Annotated in this window: 20 protein-coding genes, 2 pseudogenes and 1 riboswitch; of the genes and pseudogenes, 13 read left to right on the top strand and 9 right to left on the bottom strand. The window is 35.4% G+C overall.

Annotated elements, in window-relative coordinates:
- Positions 1 to 148: 148 nt before the first annotated feature.
- Positions 149 to 532 carry an SA1362 family protein gene (locus CIL05_RS14070; protein WP_095656182.1) on the top strand — a complete coding sequence of 128 codons (384 nt, stop codon included), beginning with the start codon at positions 149 to 151 and terminating at the stop codon, positions 530 to 532.
- A gap of 84 nt (positions 533 to 616) precedes the next feature.
- On the opposite strand, the gene CIL05_RS14065 is transcribed toward CIL05_RS14070, so the two are convergent.
- The 5 genes and pseudogenes from CIL05_RS14065 to CIL05_RS14045 form a co-directional block, all read right to left on the bottom strand.
- Complete coding sequence (locus CIL05_RS14065; protein WP_095656181.1) at positions 617 to 1,510, bottom strand: patatin-like phospholipase family protein; 894 nt, start codon at positions 1,508 to 1,510, stop codon at positions 617 to 619.
- A 114-nt stretch (positions 1,511 to 1,624) separates the two neighbouring features.
- On the bottom strand, positions 1,625 to 2,047 hold the full coding sequence (mntR, locus tag CIL05_RS14060) for a transcriptional regulator MntR (RefSeq protein WP_095656180.1): 423 nt from the start codon (positions 2,045 to 2,047) through the stop codon (positions 1,625 to 1,627).
- A gap of 151 nt (positions 2,048 to 2,198) precedes the next feature.
- Positions 2,199 to 3,965, bottom strand: a pseudogene (locus CIL05_RS14055) (vitamin B12-dependent ribonucleotide reductase); the annotation flags it as partial.
- A 237-nt stretch (positions 3,966 to 4,202) separates the two neighbouring features.
- The gene (locus CIL05_RS14050; RefSeq protein WP_095656178.1) at positions 4,203 to 5,078 is read right to left on the bottom strand and encodes a putative endonuclease domain-containing protein; all 876 of its coding nucleotides are present in this window, start codon (positions 5,076 to 5,078) and stop codon (positions 4,203 to 4,205) included.
- Positions 5,079 to 5,188: 110 nt separating this feature from the next.
- Positions 5,189 to 5,983: pseudogene (locus CIL05_RS14045) on the bottom strand (ribonucleotide reductase barrel domain-containing protein); the annotation flags it as partial.
- A gap of 389 nt (positions 5,984 to 6,372) precedes the next feature.
- Between CIL05_RS14045 and CIL05_RS14040 the strand changes: the two are divergent.
- Complete coding sequence (locus CIL05_RS14040; protein WP_095656176.1) at positions 6,373 to 6,744, top strand: rhodanese-like domain-containing protein; 372 nt, start codon at positions 6,373 to 6,375, stop codon at positions 6,742 to 6,744.
- Between the two features lie 140 nt (positions 6,745 to 6,884).
- Here the strand turns inward: CIL05_RS14040 and gcvPB are convergent, their stop codons facing one another.
- Genes gcvPB through gcvT form a run of 3 tightly spaced genes read right to left on the bottom strand, consistent with a single transcriptional unit; the run spans position 6,885 to position 10,831 of the window.
- Positions 6,885 to 8,360 (bottom strand): aminomethyl-transferring glycine dehydrogenase subunit GcvPB, encoded by a 1,476-nt coding sequence (gene gcvPB / locus CIL05_RS14035; protein WP_095656175.1) that lies wholly within the window; start codon positions 8,358 to 8,360, stop codon positions 6,885 to 6,887.
- A complete protein-coding gene (gene gcvPA / locus CIL05_RS14030; RefSeq protein ID WP_095656174.1) occupies positions 8,353 to 9,702 on the bottom strand; it encodes an aminomethyl-transferring glycine dehydrogenase subunit GcvPA in 1,350 nt (449 codons plus the stop codon). The genes gcvPB and gcvPA overlap by 8 nt, the downstream gene beginning before the upstream one ends.
- A gap of 13 nt (positions 9,703 to 9,715) precedes the next feature.
- Entirely contained in the window at positions 9,716 to 10,831 is a 1,116-nt protein-coding gene (gene gcvT, locus CIL05_RS14025) for a glycine cleavage system aminomethyltransferase GcvT (protein WP_095656173.1), read from the bottom strand.
- A gap of 239 nt (positions 10,832 to 11,070) precedes the next feature.
- Positions 11,071 to 11,217, bottom strand: a riboswitch (glycine riboswitch).
- Positions 11,218 to 11,361: 144 nt separating this feature from the next.
- Between gcvT and CIL05_RS14020 the strand changes: the two genes are divergently transcribed.
- Together CIL05_RS14020 and CIL05_RS14015 are read left to right on the top strand one after the other, a co-directional pair.
- Positions 11,362 to 13,020: a DEAD/DEAH box helicase gene (locus tag CIL05_RS14020; protein ID WP_095656172.1), complete on the top strand. Its 1,659-nt coding sequence runs from the start codon at positions 11,362 to 11,364 to the stop codon at positions 13,018 to 13,020.
- The gene (locus CIL05_RS14015) at positions 13,007 to 13,789 is read left to right on the top strand and encodes a YqhG family protein (protein ID WP_095656171.1); all 783 of its coding nucleotides are present in this window, start codon (positions 13,007 to 13,009) and stop codon (positions 13,787 to 13,789) included. Before CIL05_RS14020 ends, CIL05_RS14015 begins: the two co-directional genes overlap by 14 nt.
- Positions 13,790 to 13,813: 24 nt before the next feature.
- Here the strand turns inward: CIL05_RS14015 and CIL05_RS14010 are convergent, their stop codons facing one another.
- Positions 13,814 to 14,020: a YqzE family protein gene (locus CIL05_RS14010; RefSeq protein WP_095656214.1), complete on the bottom strand. Its 207-nt coding sequence runs from the start codon at positions 14,018 to 14,020 to the stop codon at positions 13,814 to 13,816.
- Between the two features lie 170 nt (positions 14,021 to 14,190).
- Between CIL05_RS14010 and comGA the strand changes: the two genes are divergently transcribed.
- From comGA to CIL05_RS13965, 9 genes are all read left to right on the top strand, one after another.
- Positions 14,191 to 15,201, top strand: a complete 1,011-nt coding sequence (gene comGA, locus CIL05_RS14005) for a competence type IV pilus ATPase ComGA (RefSeq protein WP_095656170.1) — start codon at positions 14,191 to 14,193, stop codon at positions 15,199 to 15,201.
- Complete coding sequence (gene comGB / locus CIL05_RS14000; RefSeq protein ID WP_095656169.1) at positions 15,164 to 16,213, top strand: competence type IV pilus assembly protein ComGB; 1,050 nt, start codon at positions 15,164 to 15,166, stop codon at positions 16,211 to 16,213. The genes comGA and comGB overlap by 38 nt, the downstream gene beginning before the upstream one ends.
- 14 nt (positions 16,214 to 16,227) lie before the next feature.
- Positions 16,228 to 16,548 carry a competence type IV pilus major pilin ComGC gene (gene comGC, locus CIL05_RS13995; RefSeq protein WP_095656168.1) on the top strand — a complete coding sequence of 107 codons (321 nt, stop codon included), beginning with the start codon at positions 16,228 to 16,230 and terminating at the stop codon, positions 16,546 to 16,548.
- The gene (comGD, locus tag CIL05_RS13990) at positions 16,541 to 16,972 is read left to right on the top strand and encodes a competence type IV pilus minor pilin ComGD (RefSeq protein WP_095656167.1); all 432 of its coding nucleotides are present in this window, start codon (positions 16,541 to 16,543) and stop codon (positions 16,970 to 16,972) included. The genes comGC and comGD overlap by 8 nt, the downstream gene beginning before the upstream one ends.
- Positions 16,959 to 17,300, top strand: a complete 342-nt coding sequence (locus tag CIL05_RS13985) for a type II secretion system protein (protein WP_165769131.1) — start codon at positions 16,959 to 16,961, stop codon at positions 17,298 to 17,300. Before comGD ends, CIL05_RS13985 begins: the two co-directional genes overlap by 14 nt.
- Complete coding sequence (locus tag CIL05_RS13980; RefSeq protein ID WP_095656165.1) at positions 17,248 to 17,700, top strand: ComGF family competence protein; 453 nt, start codon at positions 17,248 to 17,250, stop codon at positions 17,698 to 17,700. The genes CIL05_RS13985 and CIL05_RS13980 overlap by 53 nt, the downstream gene beginning before the upstream one ends.
- Positions 17,672 to 18,061: a hypothetical protein gene (locus tag CIL05_RS13975; protein ID WP_095656164.1), complete on the top strand. Its 390-nt coding sequence runs from the start codon at positions 17,672 to 17,674 to the stop codon at positions 18,059 to 18,061. The genes CIL05_RS13980 and CIL05_RS13975 overlap by 29 nt, the downstream gene beginning before the upstream one ends.
- 95 nt (positions 18,062 to 18,156) lie before the next feature.
- Positions 18,157 to 18,855 carry a helix-turn-helix transcriptional regulator gene (locus CIL05_RS13970; protein WP_095656163.1) on the top strand — a complete coding sequence of 233 codons (699 nt, stop codon included), beginning with the start codon at positions 18,157 to 18,159 and terminating at the stop codon, positions 18,853 to 18,855.
- 76 nt (positions 18,856 to 18,931) lie between these two features.
- On the top strand, positions 18,932 to 19,174 hold the full coding sequence (locus CIL05_RS13965; RefSeq protein ID WP_095656162.1) for a DUF2626 domain-containing protein: 243 nt from the start codon (positions 18,932 to 18,934) through the stop codon (positions 19,172 to 19,174).
- The last annotated feature ends 6 nt before the right edge of the window (positions 19,175 to 19,180 follow it).

Genomic DNA, 19,180 nt, shown 5'->3' with positions numbered 1-19,180 from the left:
GCACTTATTGAATATTCTCCCAGGAAGAAGGAAAGAATTAAAGATAGATTCCAAAATTATAAAAAATGATGCTATAAAATCTGTTAATAGTGGTATATAACTATATAAGGTGAAATAAATACCTTTTGATAGAAAGGAGGAAATTCAGATGGCTCGTAAAAAAGTTTCTCTCTTGATTTATATAATCATAGGTTTGGCACTAGTGGGATTAGTAACACAGCTTTTTACGAATACAGCTAATTTCATAACTAATTTATTTGTTATGATTGGTATCGGTGTTGCTATTTTTGCGGTAATCTATTTTGTTTTTCTCAGAAACAGAGCCCCTTCCAATGACATGACTAAATATAAAAAGGCCGTTAAACAATCGAAGGCAAAATATAAAAACCCAAAAGCAACAAGCCAGTCATATAATGCAGCAGCTAAAAAATCAAAACCTGTACCACCGAAGAAAAAAGTAAGCAAGCGTGCATCCCATTTACGGGTGATCGATGGAAATAAAACCAAAAGAAAAGACCGAGCCAGTTTATAATGAGCTCAGGTCTTTTCTTTTTTGCGTAAAGGTATAAAATTTTGAAGTATATCTCTAATAAAGATCATGACCGGATCCCGTTAGCTATTTTGGCCAGTACTTTAAAAACTCATCTGCCCTACTTTTACCAGTGCTTATTAAATTTTCCTTTGTTTCGTTTGTAAGCTGAAAATCTGTTGTTCCCACACCCTCCACAGGTATAAAAATAATATTGTTTTTTTGCGACTTCGATATATATCTCGCATCATGTGCCTGTTTCATTGTAGAAAAAAGTGCATGGAACATGTCAAAAGCATTCCTAATATTTTTTTGCTGATGCTGGCCTTTGATTGATTCATTTAATTTAACACCCAAAATAGGCCGATTGTTTTTGTTCTCCCCATTTTCAAATACCCATAAAGGGAAATTACTCAACAAACCACCATCTACAATAATACTTTTCTTCTGGCTCTTCCCTGGCAGTTTCTTAGGCATAAAAAAATACGGAAAACCCGCACTCATACGTATTGCCTTAGCAATTGGAAAATAGTTTGGATCAATGCCATAATTATTTTGCAGGTCATCCGGTATAACTACCATCTTACCTAATGACAAATCGCTTACCACTACTTTCAGATAACCTGGTTTAAGATCAGTAAACGTATTCAGATTTTTTTTAGTTAATTGTTGCTGTATCCATTGTTCTAATTTGTCTCCTTTATATATTCCCAATTGAAAGTATAAAAAAAACCATTTTGTAAAAGGAAGCATTTTACTTAAAGCTGGTGGATCTAAAAATTTCTTTAAATCCAATTCGTTTAATAGGCTATTTATTTCCTCATAACGATAGCCTGCCGCCAGGAAAGAAGCAACAATTGCACCAGCTGACGTACCTGCAACACGTTCAATCTGCAGTTTTTTTTCTTCAATACTTTCCAATGCACCTACAAACGCATAAGCCTTTACCCCGCCACCGGAAAACACTGCATCTATCTTCATAAGCACTCCCCTTATGCCTCTTTGTATATTTTTAAGCATGAAGGGGGGGAAATAGAACTCATTTCAACATTAAAAATCCACACGATTATATTTTGAATAATGTGTGGATGATCTTTAATTATTTTGATTTTGTGTTTTCGTTTCTTTTAACTTCTCCACACGGTTTTTATCCGCTTTGAAATAGTTTACTAAATCACCAATCCGATCAATCGAATTCCAGCTTAGGTGATGCTCTATACCTTCCACGTCTTCATATATATTTTCTTCTTCAACCCCGATTATTTCCAGGAATTGCTCTAATAATTCATGGCGGAATACTAACCGTTCACCTATCTTTTTACCTTTTTCGGTAAGAATAAGCCCTCTATATTTCTCATAATTTAGGTATTCATCTTTGTCTAATTTCTGTACCATTTTTGTAACGGAGGATGGATGGACTTCTAATGCTTCTGCGATATCAGATACTCTGGCATATCCCTTTGATTCAATTAATATGTAAATTTGTTCAATATAGTCCTCCATACTTGGTGTAGGCATTAGATCTCCTCATTTCAAAAATTTTTAGTTCGTGCAAAAGTGTTTCTATCTATGAGGATACCGTAATTTCTCTGAAGAGACAAGTAATAGTGTTAAAAAAAGGAGCAGACTGAGTATTACAGTTTGCTCCCCGAATAAATAATTTTTTATTTTAAATTCCACATTTAAGTTGTGCTCCACAGCTTATACATGTATTACAGCCACCAATGTCCTCAACATGTCCATTTCTACAGACCGGACAAGTATCACCTATTTCAGAACCGATTGTTACATTTGTTTTATCTAATTCCTGAATAGTATCCATTAAGACAACTTTTGGTTTCTCTGTTTCATTAAATAACTCTGTTTGTTCACCAAATGTATTCTCTTCTGCTTTTAGTGTAAGAACCTGTGTGTCACGGCTTCCATCAACGTATACCGTACCACCTTTTGCTCCGCCATTGTACAGTCTTTGATAAACGCTTTCTACTTGATCAACAGTATACCCTTTTGGAGCATTTACCGTTTTGGAAATAGAACTGTCTACCCAACGCTGGATAACACATTGTGTATCTGCATGTGCTTCCGGTGCTAATTCCATAGCAGTTACAAACCATTCAGGTAAGTTATCAGGATCTACATCCGGATTTCTATCCAGGTATTCCTGTACAATATCTGCTTTAACCTCAATAAATTTACCAAGTCTTCCACTTCTGTAATAAGAGAATGAGAAATATGGTTCTAATCCTGTGGAAACGCCAACCATGGTCCCAGTGCTGCCAGTTGGAGCAACTGTTAATAAATGGGAGTTGCGAATTCCATATTTTAAAATATCCTGTCTTATATCATCAGGCATTTTTTTCATATAGCCAGTGTTAATAAATGCTTCTCTTAAATCATTTGTTTCATCTTGATTTTCGCCTACAAGAAACGGAAAACTCCCCTTTTCTTTAGCAATTTCAATAGAAGTACGATAAGCAGTCGTTGCAATTGTTTCAAATACTTTATCTACTAAATCATTACCTTCTTTTGAACCATAAGCTGTGTCACAATAAATCAGTAAATCATGCATACCCATAACACCAAGTCCTACCCGGCGTTCTCCTAAAGCTTGCTTTTTATTTTCTTCTAAGAAGTAAGGTGTTGCATCAATAACATTATCCTGCATTCTCACACCAGTTTGTACTGTTTGTTTCAACTTTTCAAAATTTACTTCCTTCGTTTTCTTATCAGCCATTTCTGCTAGGTTAACAGCAGCTAAATTACAGACTGAATAAGGTGCGAGTGGTTGTTCACCACACGGATTCGTTGCTACTACTTGATCTCCATAAGCCTTAGCATTCGTCATATCGTTTGCATTGTCGATATAGAATATTCCAGGCTCTGCTGAGTAAGTAGCACAAACATTGATTAAATTCCATAATTCCTTTGCCTTAATGCGACGATATACCCTTACACCATATCCCATTTCTTCCCATTTACGGACATCGCCAACATCATGCCAGTTTTCGTTATATGCTTCCATCTGTTCTTTCGTATAACTTTCAACATCTGGAAAGCGAAGCTCATACATTTCGTCATTTTCAACAGCGTCCATAAAATCCTTTGTTATACAAACCGAAATATTTGCTCCTGTTAAAAATTCAGAATTATGAACATCATAAGTTCCGCCAGTTCTTAATTTATCTTCAGCTTCACGGATTGCTGCCTGGGTGAAGCCACCTGTTCCTGGCATCGTTCTATAGTTTACAATTCCCTGATATAGATCCATTTCAGTTTCTGTTAAAGGTGTAAATTTTAGTTTTTCTTCTGCCAGTCGTTTAATTTGCTCATCCTCTGTATTTTCAATTAAATATCTAAGAATCCTTGAGTTTTGCATTTTTGAAATAATGAATTCAATGATATCTGGATGAGAATCTACTAGCATGATCATTTGAGCCAATTACGTTACGTTGATTCGCTACACCAACTCTCTATGTCACCATAGAGATCAGACCATATCTTACACATGTTATTAATGTGTCCTCGCACTTCGAAATCACTTGATTTCTACTCTACTCACTTCCGTCTTAAGACGTGTTTTCGATGGTCGTTGAACCTTCTTCTGTACGAAGCTTGGCTGCTGATTGTCTTTATCCCCTTGTTGTTATTAAGCATTCACGTTTACCGTTTCCAGTTACGTTGTAGCCAACAAGTCATATATAATGCGTTCTACATATTGAAGATTATTTAATATGTCATCTTCCCAAAAACGGATAATTTTATACCCGTTTGTAATAGCTATCCCATTTTTAATTAGATCTATTTTGATTCTTTCTTCCTGCCATTCTTTAGGGAAAGGATAAAATTTTGGATTAGCATGCCAATAATCGCCATCACATTCAATAATAATTTTATAGTCTATAAGCAAAAAAACGAATTGTCTGTTTTCCAATATATATGAATATCGATAATTAATTTTATTTTTCATTAAAAACTTTTCAATTATTATTTCGATATTTGTTTTGCGAAAGACTTTTTCTTTCATTTGTTTTAGTGTGGCTTGGCGAATTTTATTAATGGTCGTTTCACTATAAATACCCTTTTTTCCACTATTCCAAGAAGGAGTATTATTATTCCTTCTCGTGGCTGCAGTTTTAGTTATTATTCTTTTAAAATGTTTCTGTTTTTCATCAGGATGCATGCCCTTATGCCAAAGAGTAATTTTTTTTGATTTAATTTTTTTGGCACATACACTAGAACATGTTTTTGTATTTCTATTTTTTGCTTCAAAATCTGATCCACACTCTGCACATATTAAAGGAGGTTTTTTTTGTCTACATGAGCTACTACAAAACTTATTTGGGATCCCTCTTGTAAGACTAACCATATTGTTGCATGAATCACGATTACATTTTAAATCCTGATATGAATAATAATATTTGCTTAAATAGCTATCAAGAGTAAAATTATGTTCTTTTAAATGTTGTGTAAAACGACCTTGTTTATTATGGGAAAGCTTATACCCACAGATTTTGCATTCCTGTGGATTCTTTGCATTATATGATTTCATTTTATTCACCTCAGGTAATAATTAAAATACTTAGGTGTATTAACAAAGATGAAATCTAAAGAGTTTCCAGCAATTCACGAGGTTTATTTATAGACGAGGCACTACTTTTTACCACGTCTCGATCCACCCTGCTCAACCAAATGTGTCAACTTAGCAATATCATCCAGCCATGAAACAGATCCGGATGATTTTCCGTTAACCCCTCTTGCAAGTGTGTTACGAGGCCTAAGTGTAGAGCCGTTTGTTCCAACCCCTCCACCTCTTGACATTATCTCCATTACTTGTTTGCGGTGGTCGGAAATTCCTTCACGTGAATCCTTAATATAAGGCATTACATAACAATTAAAATACGTTACATCAGTATCTGCTCCAGCACCATATAGTACCCGGCCAGCTGGGATAAAATTTAAATCTTTTAATTCATCATTAAACTTTTTAAACCATTCCTGTTGTTTCTCCTGCGTTTTTTCCACACTTGAAAGACCAGTGGCATTTCTTTGTGCAATTTGTTCATAATAAACCTCCAATGGTTTATCAATAACATCTAAACTGCGGGTTATGATTCCTGTAGATGCCTCTTCTTCATTATCCAATACGGAAATAAATTCCCGAGCAACTTTAATTTCTGCTTCTTTGGTTGCCCAATCGATTGATTTTACAAAGCCATATCCCCTTGCTGGAAATTTCGGATCTGCTTTTACAGTTAAAACAACAAAATCCCCTGGCTTTAATGTTTTCTTTTCTGTATCCTTGAAAGCATAACGATCCAGCATAACCAATCGAGATACTCCCTTATGTGTGAGCTTCATTTCTTCTGTAATTGGATGTACTTGTGAAAACAGGTTAATGTCCTGATTAAGTGATTGAACATCAATTTCTTCCCTAGTTTCTACAATAAACGACATCTGATCTCTCCTTTGCACTATCTTTTTTATATATTTTTTCTACTAATACCATACCACAACAACAGAGTTACAAACAACATATTGTGTTCAAAAAAGATATAAATACCATATATGGTGATTTGAACGAATGAACTCCGTTTTGTCAACAATAGATAATCAATGAATTTAACAGTTAATCTAAGGGAAATAAAGCATATACAACTTTTTAATCAGAAAATCCATTATTTTATCATTTGCAATATAAAATAGTTTGATATTGCTCGACACTATTCTACAGAAACCCATAATAGCAGTAGAAAGTATAAATAGAAAGAAAAAAACTTTGAAAAAATCCTTCATTCACCATATAATAGAATATGAACTAATGTGTGAAAGACGGGGGAAATATAATGGAATTTTTAGTAATAGCAGTAGTAGCTATCGTAGCGATTGGTATATTTCGATACTTTAGACAACGTAATTATTTGAAGGTGTTAACAGAGGAGCAATTTCGTGAAGGCTATCGAAAAGCACAGCTAATAGATGTCAGGGAGCCACAAGAATTTGAAAAAGGTCATATTCTTGGTTCCAGAAACATACCAGTTACACAAATGCGTCAACGATTAATTGAAATGCGTAAGGATAAACCAGTTTATCTTTATTGTCAAAGCGGATCAAGGTCGGCACGGGCTGCACAGCTTCTACACAAAAAAGGTTATAAGGATATAAACCAGTTAAAAGGCGGATTCAAGAAATGGACTGGCAAAATTAAAGCTAAATAAAGTATATAGAAAAAAGGCCCAAATTTATGGGCCTTTTTCTTATTTGTAATATCTTAATATCAGTTTTCTTGCTGCTGTTGTTTCATCAAGATGGTCAATCACCGTATTATAAGGTGCTTTTTAAATGATTCTAGATTCTCTTATGCTTCTTTTTCAATTTGTTTTTGAAAGCTCAAAACAGGTTTACGAGAAGCTCTTGTTTCGTCTAAACGTTTTACATCTGTCTCGTAAGGTGCTTTCTGAACGATTTCCGGATTGTTTTCAGCTTCATCAGCTATTTGAATCATCGACTTAATGAAATGATCCAACGTTTCTTTTGATTCTGTTTCAGTCGGTTCTATCATGAGTGCTTCACCCACAATTAGTGGGAAGTAAACAGTTGGCGGGTGAATATCGAAGTCCATAAGACGTTTAGCAATGTCCAATGTTCTTACGCCCTGTGCCTTCTGCTTATTACCCGATATAACAAACTCGTGTTTACAATGTTGTGTAAATGGAAGCTCATATTTTTCTTCAAGACTGCGCATGATGTAGTTTGCATTAAGCACAGCATATTCGCTGACTTTCTTAAGCCCTTCTGCCCCCATCGTACGGATGTAAGTATATGCGCGCACGTTAATTCCAAAGTTACCGTAGTAACCTTTTACCATACCAATCGATTGTGGAAGATCGTAATCAAAATCATACATGCCATCTTTTTCACGGACAACTGGTTTAGGTAAGAACGGCGCAAGTTCTTCTGTAACGCCGATTGGACCAGATCCTGGACCGCCACCGCCATGTGGACCAGTGAAAGTTTTATGCAAGTTTAAGTGAACAGCGTCGAAGCCCATATCACCTGGACGCGCGTAACCCATGATAGCGTTTAGGTTAGCACCGTCATAGTACATTTTCCCGCCCGCTTCATGAATGATTTCCGACATTTCAAGAATTTCAGTTTCAAACAGACCGAGAGTGTTAGGGTTCGTTAACATAAGTGCTGCAGTATTTTCGTTTACTACTCTTCTTAAATCTTCTACGTCAACTAAACCTTTTTCATTTGATTTAACTTCAACAACTTTGAATCCGGCAACTGCTGCAGATGCCGGGTTTGTACCGTGTGCCGAGTCAGGTACAATAACTTCATTACGATGCGATTCACCGTTTGCCTCATGGAAAGCCTTGAATATCATTAATGCTGTCCACTCACCTTGTGAACCGGCAGCCGGTTGTAATGTGATTTCCTGCATCCCTGTAATTTCTTCAAGATGTACTTGTAGATCATACATTAATTCAAGCGCACCTTGAATTGTTTTCGTATCTTGATATGGGTGAATATGACTGAATCCTGGAAGTCTGGCAACATCTTCGTTAATTACCGGATTGTATTTCATTGTACAAGATCCCAGTGGATAAAATCCAGATAGAATACCAAAGTTACGGTTAGATAGTCCTGTATAGTGACGCATTAATTCCAATTCATCAACTTCAGGAAGTTCTGCATCTATTTTACGGATATAAGCATCATCAAGTTCTTCTTCTAAATTAACTTCTGGAACATCAAGTGCCGGCAGGTTATGTCCTGATCTGCCTTCTTTACTTCGTTCAAAAATTAATGGAAAGTTTTCTTTAGCCATTGATATCCCCCATTTCTTTAACAAATGCATCAATTTCTTCTTTCGAACGGATTTCAGTTGTAGCTATCAGCATGTGATTTTCTAGTTCTGGATATGTTCTCCCTAAATCAAACCCGCCGACAAAACCTTTTTCAAATAACTTTTCATTAACCTCAGATACGGGTTTTGAAAGTTTAACTACAAATTCATTGAAAAATGATCCGCTGAATGCAGCTGGTAAATTAACTTCTTCCAACTGTTTTTTTGTATATCTTGCTTTTTGCATATTTAATTTAGCCATATCTTTTACTCCGTGTTTACCAAGCGCACTCATTGCAGCTGAACTTGCTACCGCGTTCAACGCCTGGTTAGAGGTGATGTTTGATGTCGCTTTCTCACGTCTGATATGCTGTTCTCTCGTTTGCAGTGCTAAAACGAAACCGCGCTCGCCTTCTTCGTCTACCGTCTCACCAACGAAACGTCCAGGTACTTTACGCATTAATTTTTGAGTTGTTGCAAAATAACCACAGTGCGGCCCACCAAGTTGTGCAGGGATGCCAAATACTTGTGTATCACCAACAACAATATCCGCACCAAATTCAGATGGCGGTGTTAAATAACCAAGTGAGAGTGGATTGCTTGAAACGATAAACATTGTTTTAGGTTGTTTTTTAATTAATTCATTAATTTTTTCAAGTGGTTCAATCTGACCTAAGAAGTTAGGGTATTGAACAATAACTGAAGCTGTATCTTCATCCAGCTCTTTTTCTAGCTGCTCTAAATCAGTTTGACCGTCTTTGTGACCGATTTCAACAATTTCAAGTCCCTTACCTTTTGAAGCAGTATAAACGAGCTGACGATATTCCGGATGCAATGCAGCTGAAACTAGAATTTTCTTTTTCTTTGTCTGAACAACACTCAAGTAAACAGCTTCAACGACAGCTGTTCCGCCATCATACAATGAAGAGTTAACAATAGGCATGCCGGTAATTTCAGAAATCATTGTCTGAAATTCAAACATAGCCTGCAGTTCACCTTGTGTCATTTCCGGCTGATAAGGTGTATAAGATGTATAGAATTCTTGTCTTGAAATAACATGATCGACAACTGATGGAATGAAATGATCATAAACACCCGCACCTAAAAATGAACGATATTCTGTTAAATTCGCATTTTTGCTTGCCATTTCTGTTAGTTCTTTTTTCAACTCATATTCACTAGCCGGTTTTTTAAGGTTTAATTCCCTGTCCAGTCTAACTTCTTTCGGAATATCAGAAAACAGTTCTTCTGTGGATGATATTCCGATTTTATCTAGCATTTCTTTTTTATCGGTTTCAGTCATTGGTAAATAACGAAATTCCATTACTTAACCCTCCCTAATTCTCTCGTTTATAAAATGGTCTTTTTACTACAACGGCCTTTAATTCGCGCTTACGTACCTGAACATACAATTCTGTACCTTCGGTTGTAAACTCAGGCTTCACCAGTGCTAATCCCAGATTCTTTTGAAGTGTAGGAGATTGTGTTCCAGATGTAACATACCCAACCTCTTCTTCCCCACTATAAACCGCATAGCCATTTCTCGGAATGCCTTTATCAATCATTTCAATTCCGACTAGCTTTCTACCAGGTCCGTTTTCTACTTGCTGTTTCAATACTTCTTTTCCAATAAAATCTATTTCTTTATTCACTTTCACAGCAAACTTCATGCCTGCTTCAATTGGCGTAATGTCCTTGGAAAGCTCCTGTCCGTAGAGTGCAAGGTTTGCTTCAAAGCGCAGCGTATCTCTTGCTCCAAGCCCAATCGGCTCCAAACCTTTTTCTTTTCCTGCCTCAAGTACTTTGTTCCACAGGTCACGACCACTTGATTTATCAATATAAATTTCAAAGCCGTCTTCACCTGTATAACCTGTCCTTGAAACAATTGCAGGTGCTGTAATGGAGGAAAATTCAACCTTATCTTCAAATCGGAAAAATTTGATATCTTTTAAATTAGTTTCTGTAATTGTTTGTAGGATTTCTTCAGCAAGTGGTCCCTGTAATGCCAGTTGCACATAGTCGTCTGAAACATTGGTTATGGTTACATCTTCTTTACTATAATCATTATTTTTTGTTAACCATTCAAAGTCTTTTGTTGCATTCGCAGCATTTACCACTAATAAATAATCATTTTCCTGCATCATATAGATTAAAAAGTCATCTACTGTTCCACCATCTTCATAGCACATAAAGGTATAGTGTGCACGTTTCGGGGTTAATTTTGATACATCATTTGTTGTTAGCTTTTGCAAAAATTCCAAACTTTTTGGTCCTTTTACTGTGATTTCACCCATGTGTGATACATCAAATAACCCAGCTTTTGTTCGAGTTATTTCATGTTCATGTTTGATACCGGTAAATTGTACCGGGAGATCCCAGCCGCCGAAATCGATTGTTTTTGCGCCGAACTTTTCATACTCTGGAAATAACGGTGTTTTCCTTAACTCAGTCATTCCATCCACTCCTTTTCATTTAAAATAAATTACTTAGAGAACTTGTTCCATTTTAAAGCTTGAAAAAATGCAAAAAAACAGAGATTCCACCGATAGTTGTGAAACCCCTGTCCTTAAACCAGAAAGTTGCGTATTTATATTAACCCGGTTTATCCGGCAATACAAATACTTGCTTCGTGGGTGGCCTGCCAAAGTGGTTGGGTAAACATGCACCAAAAGGTAAGCACTCTCCAGAGATGCGTCCTACAAGAGTCTTTTTGCCTGAGAGATTCGCTTTTAGCTTGCTCCTTCGGCGTTACAATCCAGGAATTTGTTCACAAGAAGAATAAACATATCCTTTCTTTCAAAACAAAAACCTATGGTGCAAACTCTCCCCTTGTATTCATTCGCTTTTATGAAAATATTCTATTTGGTTATACTATGTATCAATCGATGAAAAATCCATTTCTCGTCATTATTATATCATAGAAACAAAATGGAATATAGCCATTTACATTTAATCTAAAATTTTCAGACAAAGGAAGGATATGATGAAGTCGATTCAAATAGTAAAGGATACTGCATTTATCGATCAGCTTCACACTGTGATGGAAAAGAATGGGCAGTATTCTTCCTGGGATCTTTTTTCAATGGCCTATCAAGCTGAATTAACTACAATGACACCGGAATTCAATGGATTACGTGCATTGGAATACCTGCCCCATGTAGACTTTTTAGAGCATCAGGTGAATTGTGCCGAGCAGGTTATTGAAACAATGAATGGAAGAGCTATTTTGGCTGATGAGGTTGGATTAGGTAAAACCATAGAAGCCGGACTGATATTAAAAGAATATATGATTAGAGGATTAGTAAAGAAAGCACTCATTTTAGTTCCAGCTTCATTGGTCAACCAATGGGCAAAAGAATTAAATGAAAAATTTTATATTCCAGCAGTTCCTCACCGAAAAAACTATGCATGGGAGCAGGGAGATATAATTATTTCGTCTATTGACACAGCAAAACGCTCCCCACATCGTGAAAACATATTGGATATAGAATATGATTTTATATTAATTGATGAGGCACACAAGCTTAAAAATCATAAAACAAAAAATTACGAATTTGTCCGTGCTCTCAAAAAAAAATATTGTCTGCTTTTAACTGCAACACCTGTGCAAAATCGTCTCATCGAAATTTTCAATCTTGTTTCCATCTTAAAACCAGGCCATTTAGGCAATTATGATTCCTTTTTGGAGCAATATGGAAAAGACCGAAAAAAAATTAAGCAGGATATTTATTTAAAACAACTAATTCAAAAAGTAATGGTTCGTAATACAAGGCAAAATACTGATATGAATAATACCAAACGAAGGATTGAAACCGTATATATTGATTTCACAAAAGAAGAGCAGGAAGTATACAATGAAATCGATAGTATGACAGAAGCCCTTTCTACCTTTTCAAAGATAACCTATTTGAGAGAAATATGTTCATCACGTGAAGCGTGTTATTTATCACTTAAAAAAATTGAAAATAATGAAGCAAAAGAGGAAATTCAATCCCTACTGGCGAAAATCGAACAATTGCCACATCACATTAAAGCAGATAAAGTCATTGAATTAATTAAAAATATTGGCGATGAGAAAGTTATCATTTTCACAGAATATCGGGCAACGCAACTCTATCTGCAATGGTATCTGCAGCAGCACGGAATTTCTTCAGTCCCATTTAGAGGTGGTTTTAAACGCGGGAAAAAAGATTGGATGAAGCAACTGTTTGAGAACCATGCACAGGTTTTAATTGCAACGGAAGCTGGCGGAGAAGGAATTAACCTGCAATTTTGCAGTTATATGATTAATTATGACCTTCCATGGAACCCTATGCGATTGGAACAGAGAATTGGACGTATCCATCGCTATGGTCAGGAAAAAGATGTTCATATTTACAATTTAGCAATCCGTAACACAATTGAAGAACATATTATGAAATTGTTATACGAAAAGATTAATTTATTCGAACAGGTAATTGGTCACCTTGATGATATACTGGCTGAATTAAATATACCTGACATTGAGTCGGAAATTAAAAACATATTTAATGAATCCTCATCAACTGGCGAGGCAAAAATTAAATTGAATAACCTTTCTTCCATTATTAAATATACCAATGATCATTCAGTAAGCGGGGAACAACAATATGGCCATAACTAATTTAAATATGTTTTTACAGGATTATTTTAAAGCACATCATTGTAAAACCCCTCTTAATAAAGAGGGAGTTTTATCCGTACAGCTCACTGAGGAAATGGATAGAGTACTGATGAATCGTCCATTTTATTGGCATTACATTAAAAAAATCGGGCAACAGGGAGAACCAAAGCAACTTACTCTTATTACAAATCCCGATAAAAGAGAAATAAACGGGGAGTGGATACACTTTGGAAGCCCCCGTTTACAACAAATAATCAATCACCTGAAGCAGAACGAAAAACATACCAGATTATTCCAGCAAATGAATACAAGCCAGAACACGCCACTGTATCCATGGCTGGTCACCAATATCAAGATCAGTTACAAAGGAAAACAAAAGAAAGATGAGCTTATTTCAATTGGGCTTCATCTGGTAAATGGTGCTATGAAGCTGGAGATGATGAATTTACTTGAACCAATACAGCTGCAAACGACCATTTCCGACTACTGCTACACCATCTCTCCAATAATTAAACTTAAAAGCGGCTTTCGTCGGATTGAATCAGTAATCGACAATTATATTGAAAATCAAAGTCATTCATGGGCCGAAGATTCAATAAATACATTGGATAATGAAATACAGATGCTTAAACATTTTTACGTTGGGGATACAGATGAGGAAAAGGAACAAATGGAAAAAGAAATAAACGAAATAACCGAGCGCTTCGAACCACGTATTACCTATGAGGTTATTAATGGAGGAATTTTTTATCTGACGAGGGATTTTTGATATGTAAAAAAGTAGCAGGTATGATCAAGAAGATCTCCCTGCTACCTTTGTTTTCTTTATGAATATTCGAAAGGCAAATGGCAAAACACCAAGCCATTTATTTGTATATATCCGCTGTTCCTCCTTTTGTTCTTCCTTTCTTTTTCTTCTTTCATCTCTTTCATCAGAAGGTAAATCAATATATGCTACAACCTGCTCCGTCATAAACTTTATATAATCATTTCCTGAAATAACGATCACCTCATACTGTTTAGTCTTATCTATAGCTTTAACAAAAAGGCTTTCGACTATTCATGATATTTTTTCAAAAGTTTTTAAAATACTTTCTGAATAAAGAAGGAGTTTATCAAAACATGTCGAATAGTGTAGTTGTTGCAGATTATTTAAGGAGGTGAATTATTTTGAACCCTGCTGCAGCACTTTCAAGTAAGCTTTTAAAAACTGCCTTCGAAGCACAAGCATCGGACATTCACTTTTATCCATTTTCCACGCAAACAAATATTTATTTTCGTATCCATGGAAAACGAATATTTTACAAATCCATTTTAACTTCCCAATACGAATTATTACTCACATATTATAAATTCACATCAGAAATGGATATCGGTGAAATAAGAAAACCGCAAAATGGCACAATTACTCATCAGGATCCGTCACAACTATTTTCGCTTCGATTATCGACACTTCCCGTCAACCACACAGAAAGCCTGGCAATTCGAATCCTGCCTCAGGAAGAAAACCTTACCCTTGATCAACTTTTTTTGTTTCCAAACCAACTTAAAAAAATAAAGGAATGGATTTCAAATCGTGCTGGAATCATCTTGTTCACTGGTCCAACCGGAAGTGGAAAAACAACAACCCTGTATGCATTATTACAGGCAATTTTAAAAGAAAAGTCGTATCAAACCATCACACTTGAAGACCCCATTGAAAAAGAAATACACGATATCCTGCAGGTACAGGTAAATGAAAAGGCAGGCATAACATATCAAACCGGGTTAAAAGCGGCATTAAGACATGATCCAGATATTATTATGATTGGAGAAATACGTGATAAGCATACAGCAAAATTTGCTTTTGATGCCTCACTAACAGGCCACCTTGTTTTGAGTACATTACATGCCAAAGATGCCGTCGGAACAATCCATCGTTTACTTGAAATGGGATTAAAAGAAATTGATTTGCAACAATCACTTATTGCAGTAGCTTCCTTACAGCTGCTTCCCATTCAAATTAATCAAACAATCAAACGAAGAGCAGCAATATTAGAGCTATTGGATGGGAATGCACTTGATAATGCGTTAAAAGGAGATGACGGTTCTGATATGAATACCTTCCACTCTTTTGATCACTTAAGAAAGAAGGCTTTCGCATATGGTTATTTATCTGAGGAGACTCTTAACAATTCGTAAAGAAAAACCTGCAAATGAAATTCAATTACGTTTCCTGCAAAGACTCCATCGATTATTGGCAAATGGTTACCCACTACTATCTGCTCTTGAGATCATGAAATGGGATAATCAATTAATTCGCCCTGCGACCCGAATCATAACATGTTTAAAAAACGGAAGTACCGTAGACCATGCATTTGAAGAGGGGCTATTCCATCATACGATCACATCTTATTTATATTTTGTTCGATCTAATGGAGACCTCGAAGGAAGTATTAAAAAATGCATAGAGATGTACGAGCACAGAATGAATTATACGAAAAAGTTCCAGCAAATTGCCAGATATCCACTCATTCTATTCGTTATCTTCTCCCTATTGCTATATTTTATAAAGCAATCTGTACTTCCATCATTTGCAGAGATTTTTCAGAATACGGACGCTTCAGCAACAATACGGATCTCCATAAACATTATTGATTTTTTAGGTGCTTTAGGGATCCTGATCATTGCGGTGACCCTGGCAGGTTTTATTATGTGGCGATTTATGAAACATAAAATGGATTCCGAAAGACAAATTCAATTGTTAAGTACTATACCGATTTACCGCAAGTTTTTAAGACTTCAAACCTCCTTTCTCTTTGCAATGCATTTCAATACACTTTTGAAAACTGGTATGTCCTTCAAAGAAATTCTGCATCAAATGGCCAAACAACAGAAATTGCCGATCATAGCTCATTATTCCAGACTAATGACTGCAGAATTAACGAAGGGACTCCATATAACATACCTGCTATCACAATTCACTCTCTTTGAAAAACAATTAGCAGCTATTTTCCAAAAGAATACAGATACAGATGCACTCGAAAAAGACCTCTCGGTGTATGCAGAGTTATTAATGGAGGAAATACAGCGGAAAATTATTCGACTATTCACATATATTCAACCAGTGTTTTTTCTAATTCTGGCAAGTTTCATTATTTTCATTTATATAACATTGATGTGGCCAATGTTTGAGTTAATTAATACTATTTAGAGGAGAGAATTTCTATGTTTAAAAATAATAAAGGTTTTACCCTGATAGAAATGTTAATTGTTCTAATGATCATCTCTGTATTGATCATACTTATTGTTCCTAATCTTAGTGGAAAAAGTAAAGGTGTCCATGAAACGGGCTGTGATGCATTGGTTAAAGTGGTCCAGGCACAGGTGGATTTGTATTATTTGGATGAAGGCAGTTACCCTGCAACTATAGACGATTTGGTGGAAAAAGATTATATTTCTAACGAGCAAAAAGAATGTCCTAGTGGAGATGCAATAACTTTTGAGTCGGAGGGAATAGTAAATAACCCAAATCCTGAAGATGAATGATAAAAACGGATTTACTTTAATTGAACTGCTCTTTGTACTAAGCATTTTATCCATATTATTGCTGCTTAGTGCATCACTAAATATATCCAATCTTGAAAAACAGCGGGTAAATCATTTTTTTGAAACATTGGAATCAGATTTTTTATTTATCCAATCGCTGGCATCAACCACAACGGAGGATTTTTATATAATCAGATTTCGTCAGGACAAATATGAAATTTTACAGGGACCTCACAAAGGTTCTATTGAAAGAGCATTTCCTCCTGGATTGGAAATAATCGAAAAGAAATTTAATAGAAAAATGTCCTTTACACAAAGTGGCACAATACGTGAAGCAGGTACACTGGAATTTTTGGTAAAAGACAAGAAGTATATCGCTGTTTTTCAACCTGGAAAAGGCAGGTTTTATATTGCTGAAGAATAATGGGTTTACTTTAATTGAGGTTCTGGTTGCAACAAGTATTCTTATGGTTGCAGTATCTGTTATTGTTCCTATTATTGTTTTACTAAACGAGGAACAGCAGATTTTAAGTGACCGCCGAGTACTCGCATACCGGCTGCATGATGAATTGCAGCCATATATATGGGAAGAAAACCTTTCTTCCCCTTCTCTTTTTCATGAAACGATACAAAATAAAAATGCAACATTTCATTTTACAAAAGAAAATGACTATATCAAAGGATGTGTAACATGGGAAAATGTCAAAAAGAAAGATGAATCATTTTGTCTATATGGTCTCCCTCAAAAATGAACGGGCGTTTACATTTATATCCATGCTATTGATTATTACAGTCTTAGCCGTTTCACTACCCTTTGCTGCCATTTTAATTAAATCAGCCAGCTACGATTCTAATTATGATGAATTATCCATTCAGCAGTTTTTTAAATTTTTGCGGGATGACGTGATGATTGCAACTGACTACAGGGTAAGTCCCACAATACTATATCTTGATTTGGAAAATAATAAAACAGCTACAATTGAAACATATAAAGGGGTTCAAGTTCGCAGACGGATAGATTGGAAAGGGCACGATCTATATTTACAGAATATACAGGATTTGAAATTTGAAGAAGTGCCCAACGGAATACGTACAACCGTTATATCACAACAAGGGGAAATTTATGAAAAAACAATTATTTTCTATAAGTAATGAACAAGGATTTTTTCTGCCCTATGTCCTGTTTATCATATCACTGGTTTTTATTATTATCACAACCAATATTAATAGCTACAGGAATGATATCCATATAACAGAAAGTCACATGGAACAATTGAAAATAGAAACATTGTTCCAAATGGGGCGCACATCATTACTGGAGGAATTGAAAAAAGAGCAAACCCCAATTGAAAAAGTTACCTATATATTTCCTGAAGGAACTGTAGAAATCAAAATAGCTTCCGAAACAAACGGGAGATCTAAACTGGATTTCTTCCTGGAAACAAATAACGATTCCAATTATTTAATTACAAATTATTTAATTGCAGAGAATGAAATACCTGTAATAGAGTAAGATGTGTATAATTTCCAACAAACATCACTTTTCACACATTTATATATGGATATTTATTATAATTAAGGTAATAAATATAACAGAGGTGAATGAAGGTGGAACAGACACTAAAGGTTACAAATGTGTTAAGTGATCCAACCAGATATAATATTTACCAGTATATTATCCAAGAACACCGGGAAGTAAATGTAATAGAAATCGCAAAACAGTTTGAGATTCATCCAAATGTTGCAAGATTGCATTTATCAAAGTTAGAGGACATTAAAATGGTTGTTTCCTATTCCAAAAAAACTGGAAAGGGTGGGAGACCAAGCAGAATATATCGCCTTTCCAATGAAGTAATTGAACTTAACTTTCCACATCGTGATTACAAGCTCCTCTCTACTATCGCACTCGAATCCTTTGTAGAATTAGGCGAACCAGGTAAAATCGCATTATATAATACTGGTAAAAAATATGGAATGAAAGTAATGGAACATTATCAGGCAATTCCTGTTTCTCAGGATCTAACCATTGAACAAAAAATCCATATTCTTGAAGATGCCGGAACAATGTTGGGAATGTATCCAAAGTTCGAGTACAACCCGGAAAATAAAAGTATTAAGTTCAAAATTAATAATTGCCCTTTTAAAGAAATCGCTACAAACAATCACACAATGGTTTGCAATATGCACAATGCGTTTTTAAAAGGAATGTTTGAGGTTCTATTTACAAATGTTGATTTAATAGAGGAAGAAAACATGTTTCAAGGCTGTGAAAGCTGCATTTATGTCGCAAAACTTTCAGTTGTTTAGCAAGATTCATTTACAAGATGTTATTCCTGGTTTATAATAACAATGATAAGCTTACCTAAAAAGGAGGGGGAAATGCATGGATCGTGTGTTTCGTATGCTAGCCTTTTGGACGGGTATATTTACAGTAATGTTTTATGTTGGAGATATGCAAAAAACAGCACTATTATTCCTGGTTCAAACGGCGTTTTTCCTTACAGTTGGTTATTTGAAATTATCTGAACGTATGTATATGTATTTATTTGGAGCGTATTGTACAGTCTTTATGATTGGCTTTACATGGTATTCCGAATTTATACTGGTACCTGGTTTCGGACATTAAGACAAA

This window comes from Virgibacillus profundi, assembly GCF_002287375.1.
Taxonomy (GTDB): Bacteria; Bacillota; Bacilli; order Bacillales; family Amphibacillaceae; genus Virgibacillus_K; species Virgibacillus_K profundi.
The sequence above is the reverse complement of the archived record's forward strand: the minus strand, read 5'-3'. Positions and strand labels throughout refer to the sequence as shown.

What these genes read in the sequence shown, in the direction of transcription:
- comGC (WP_095656168.1), top strand. Translation starts at nt 16,228, where the DNA reads ATGTTTAAAAATAATAAAGGTTTTACCCTGATAGAAATGTTAATTGTT.
- CIL05_RS14015 (WP_095656171.1), top strand. Translation starts at nt 13,007, where the DNA reads ATGGCCATAACTAATTTAAATATGTTTTTACAGGATTATTTTAAAGCA.
- mntR (WP_095656180.1), bottom strand. Translation starts at nt 2,047, where the DNA reads ATGCCTACACCAAGTATGGAGGACTATATTGAACAAATTTACATATTA.
- comGB (WP_095656169.1), top strand. Translation starts at nt 15,164, where the DNA reads ATGGTTATTTATCTGAGGAGACTCTTAACAATTCGTAAAGAAAAACCT.
- gcvPA (WP_095656174.1), bottom strand. Translation starts at nt 9,702, where the DNA reads ATGGAATTTCGTTATTTACCAATGACTGAAACCGATAAAAAAGAAATG.
- CIL05_RS14070 (WP_095656182.1), top strand. Translation starts at nt 149, where the DNA reads ATGGCTCGTAAAAAAGTTTCTCTCTTGATTTATATAATCATAGGTTTG.
- CIL05_RS14065 (WP_095656181.1), bottom strand. Translation starts at nt 1,510, where the DNA reads ATGAAGATAGATGCAGTGTTTTCCGGTGGCGGGGTAAAGGCTTATGCG.
- CIL05_RS13965 (WP_095656162.1), top strand. Translation starts at nt 18,932, where the DNA reads ATGGATCGTGTGTTTCGTATGCTAGCCTTTTGGACGGGTATATTTACA.
- gcvPB (WP_095656175.1), bottom strand. Translation starts at nt 8,360, where the DNA reads ATGGCTAAAGAAAACTTTCCATTAATTTTTGAACGAAGTAAAGAAGGC.
- CIL05_RS14040 (WP_095656176.1), top strand. Translation starts at nt 6,373, where the DNA reads ATGGAATTTTTAGTAATAGCAGTAGTAGCTATCGTAGCGATTGGTATA.
- CIL05_RS14050 (WP_095656178.1), bottom strand. Translation starts at nt 5,078, where the DNA reads ATGAAATCATATAATGCAAAGAATCCACAGGAATGCAAAATCTGTGGG.
- comGD (WP_095656167.1), top strand. Translation starts at nt 16,541, where the DNA reads ATGAATGATAAAAACGGATTTACTTTAATTGAACTGCTCTTTGTACTA.
- CIL05_RS14020 (WP_095656172.1), top strand. Translation starts at nt 11,362, where the DNA reads ATGAAGTCGATTCAAATAGTAAAGGATACTGCATTTATCGATCAGCTT.
- gcvT (WP_095656173.1), bottom strand. Translation starts at nt 10,831, where the DNA reads ATGACTGAGTTAAGGAAAACACCGTTATTTCCAGAGTATGAAAAGTTC.
- CIL05_RS13980 (WP_095656165.1), top strand. Translation starts at nt 17,248, where the DNA reads ATGTCAAAAAGAAAGATGAATCATTTTGTCTATATGGTCTCCCTCAAA.
- CIL05_RS13975 (WP_095656164.1), top strand. Translation starts at nt 17,672, where the DNA reads ATGAAAAAACAATTATTTTCTATAAGTAATGAACAAGGATTTTTTCTG.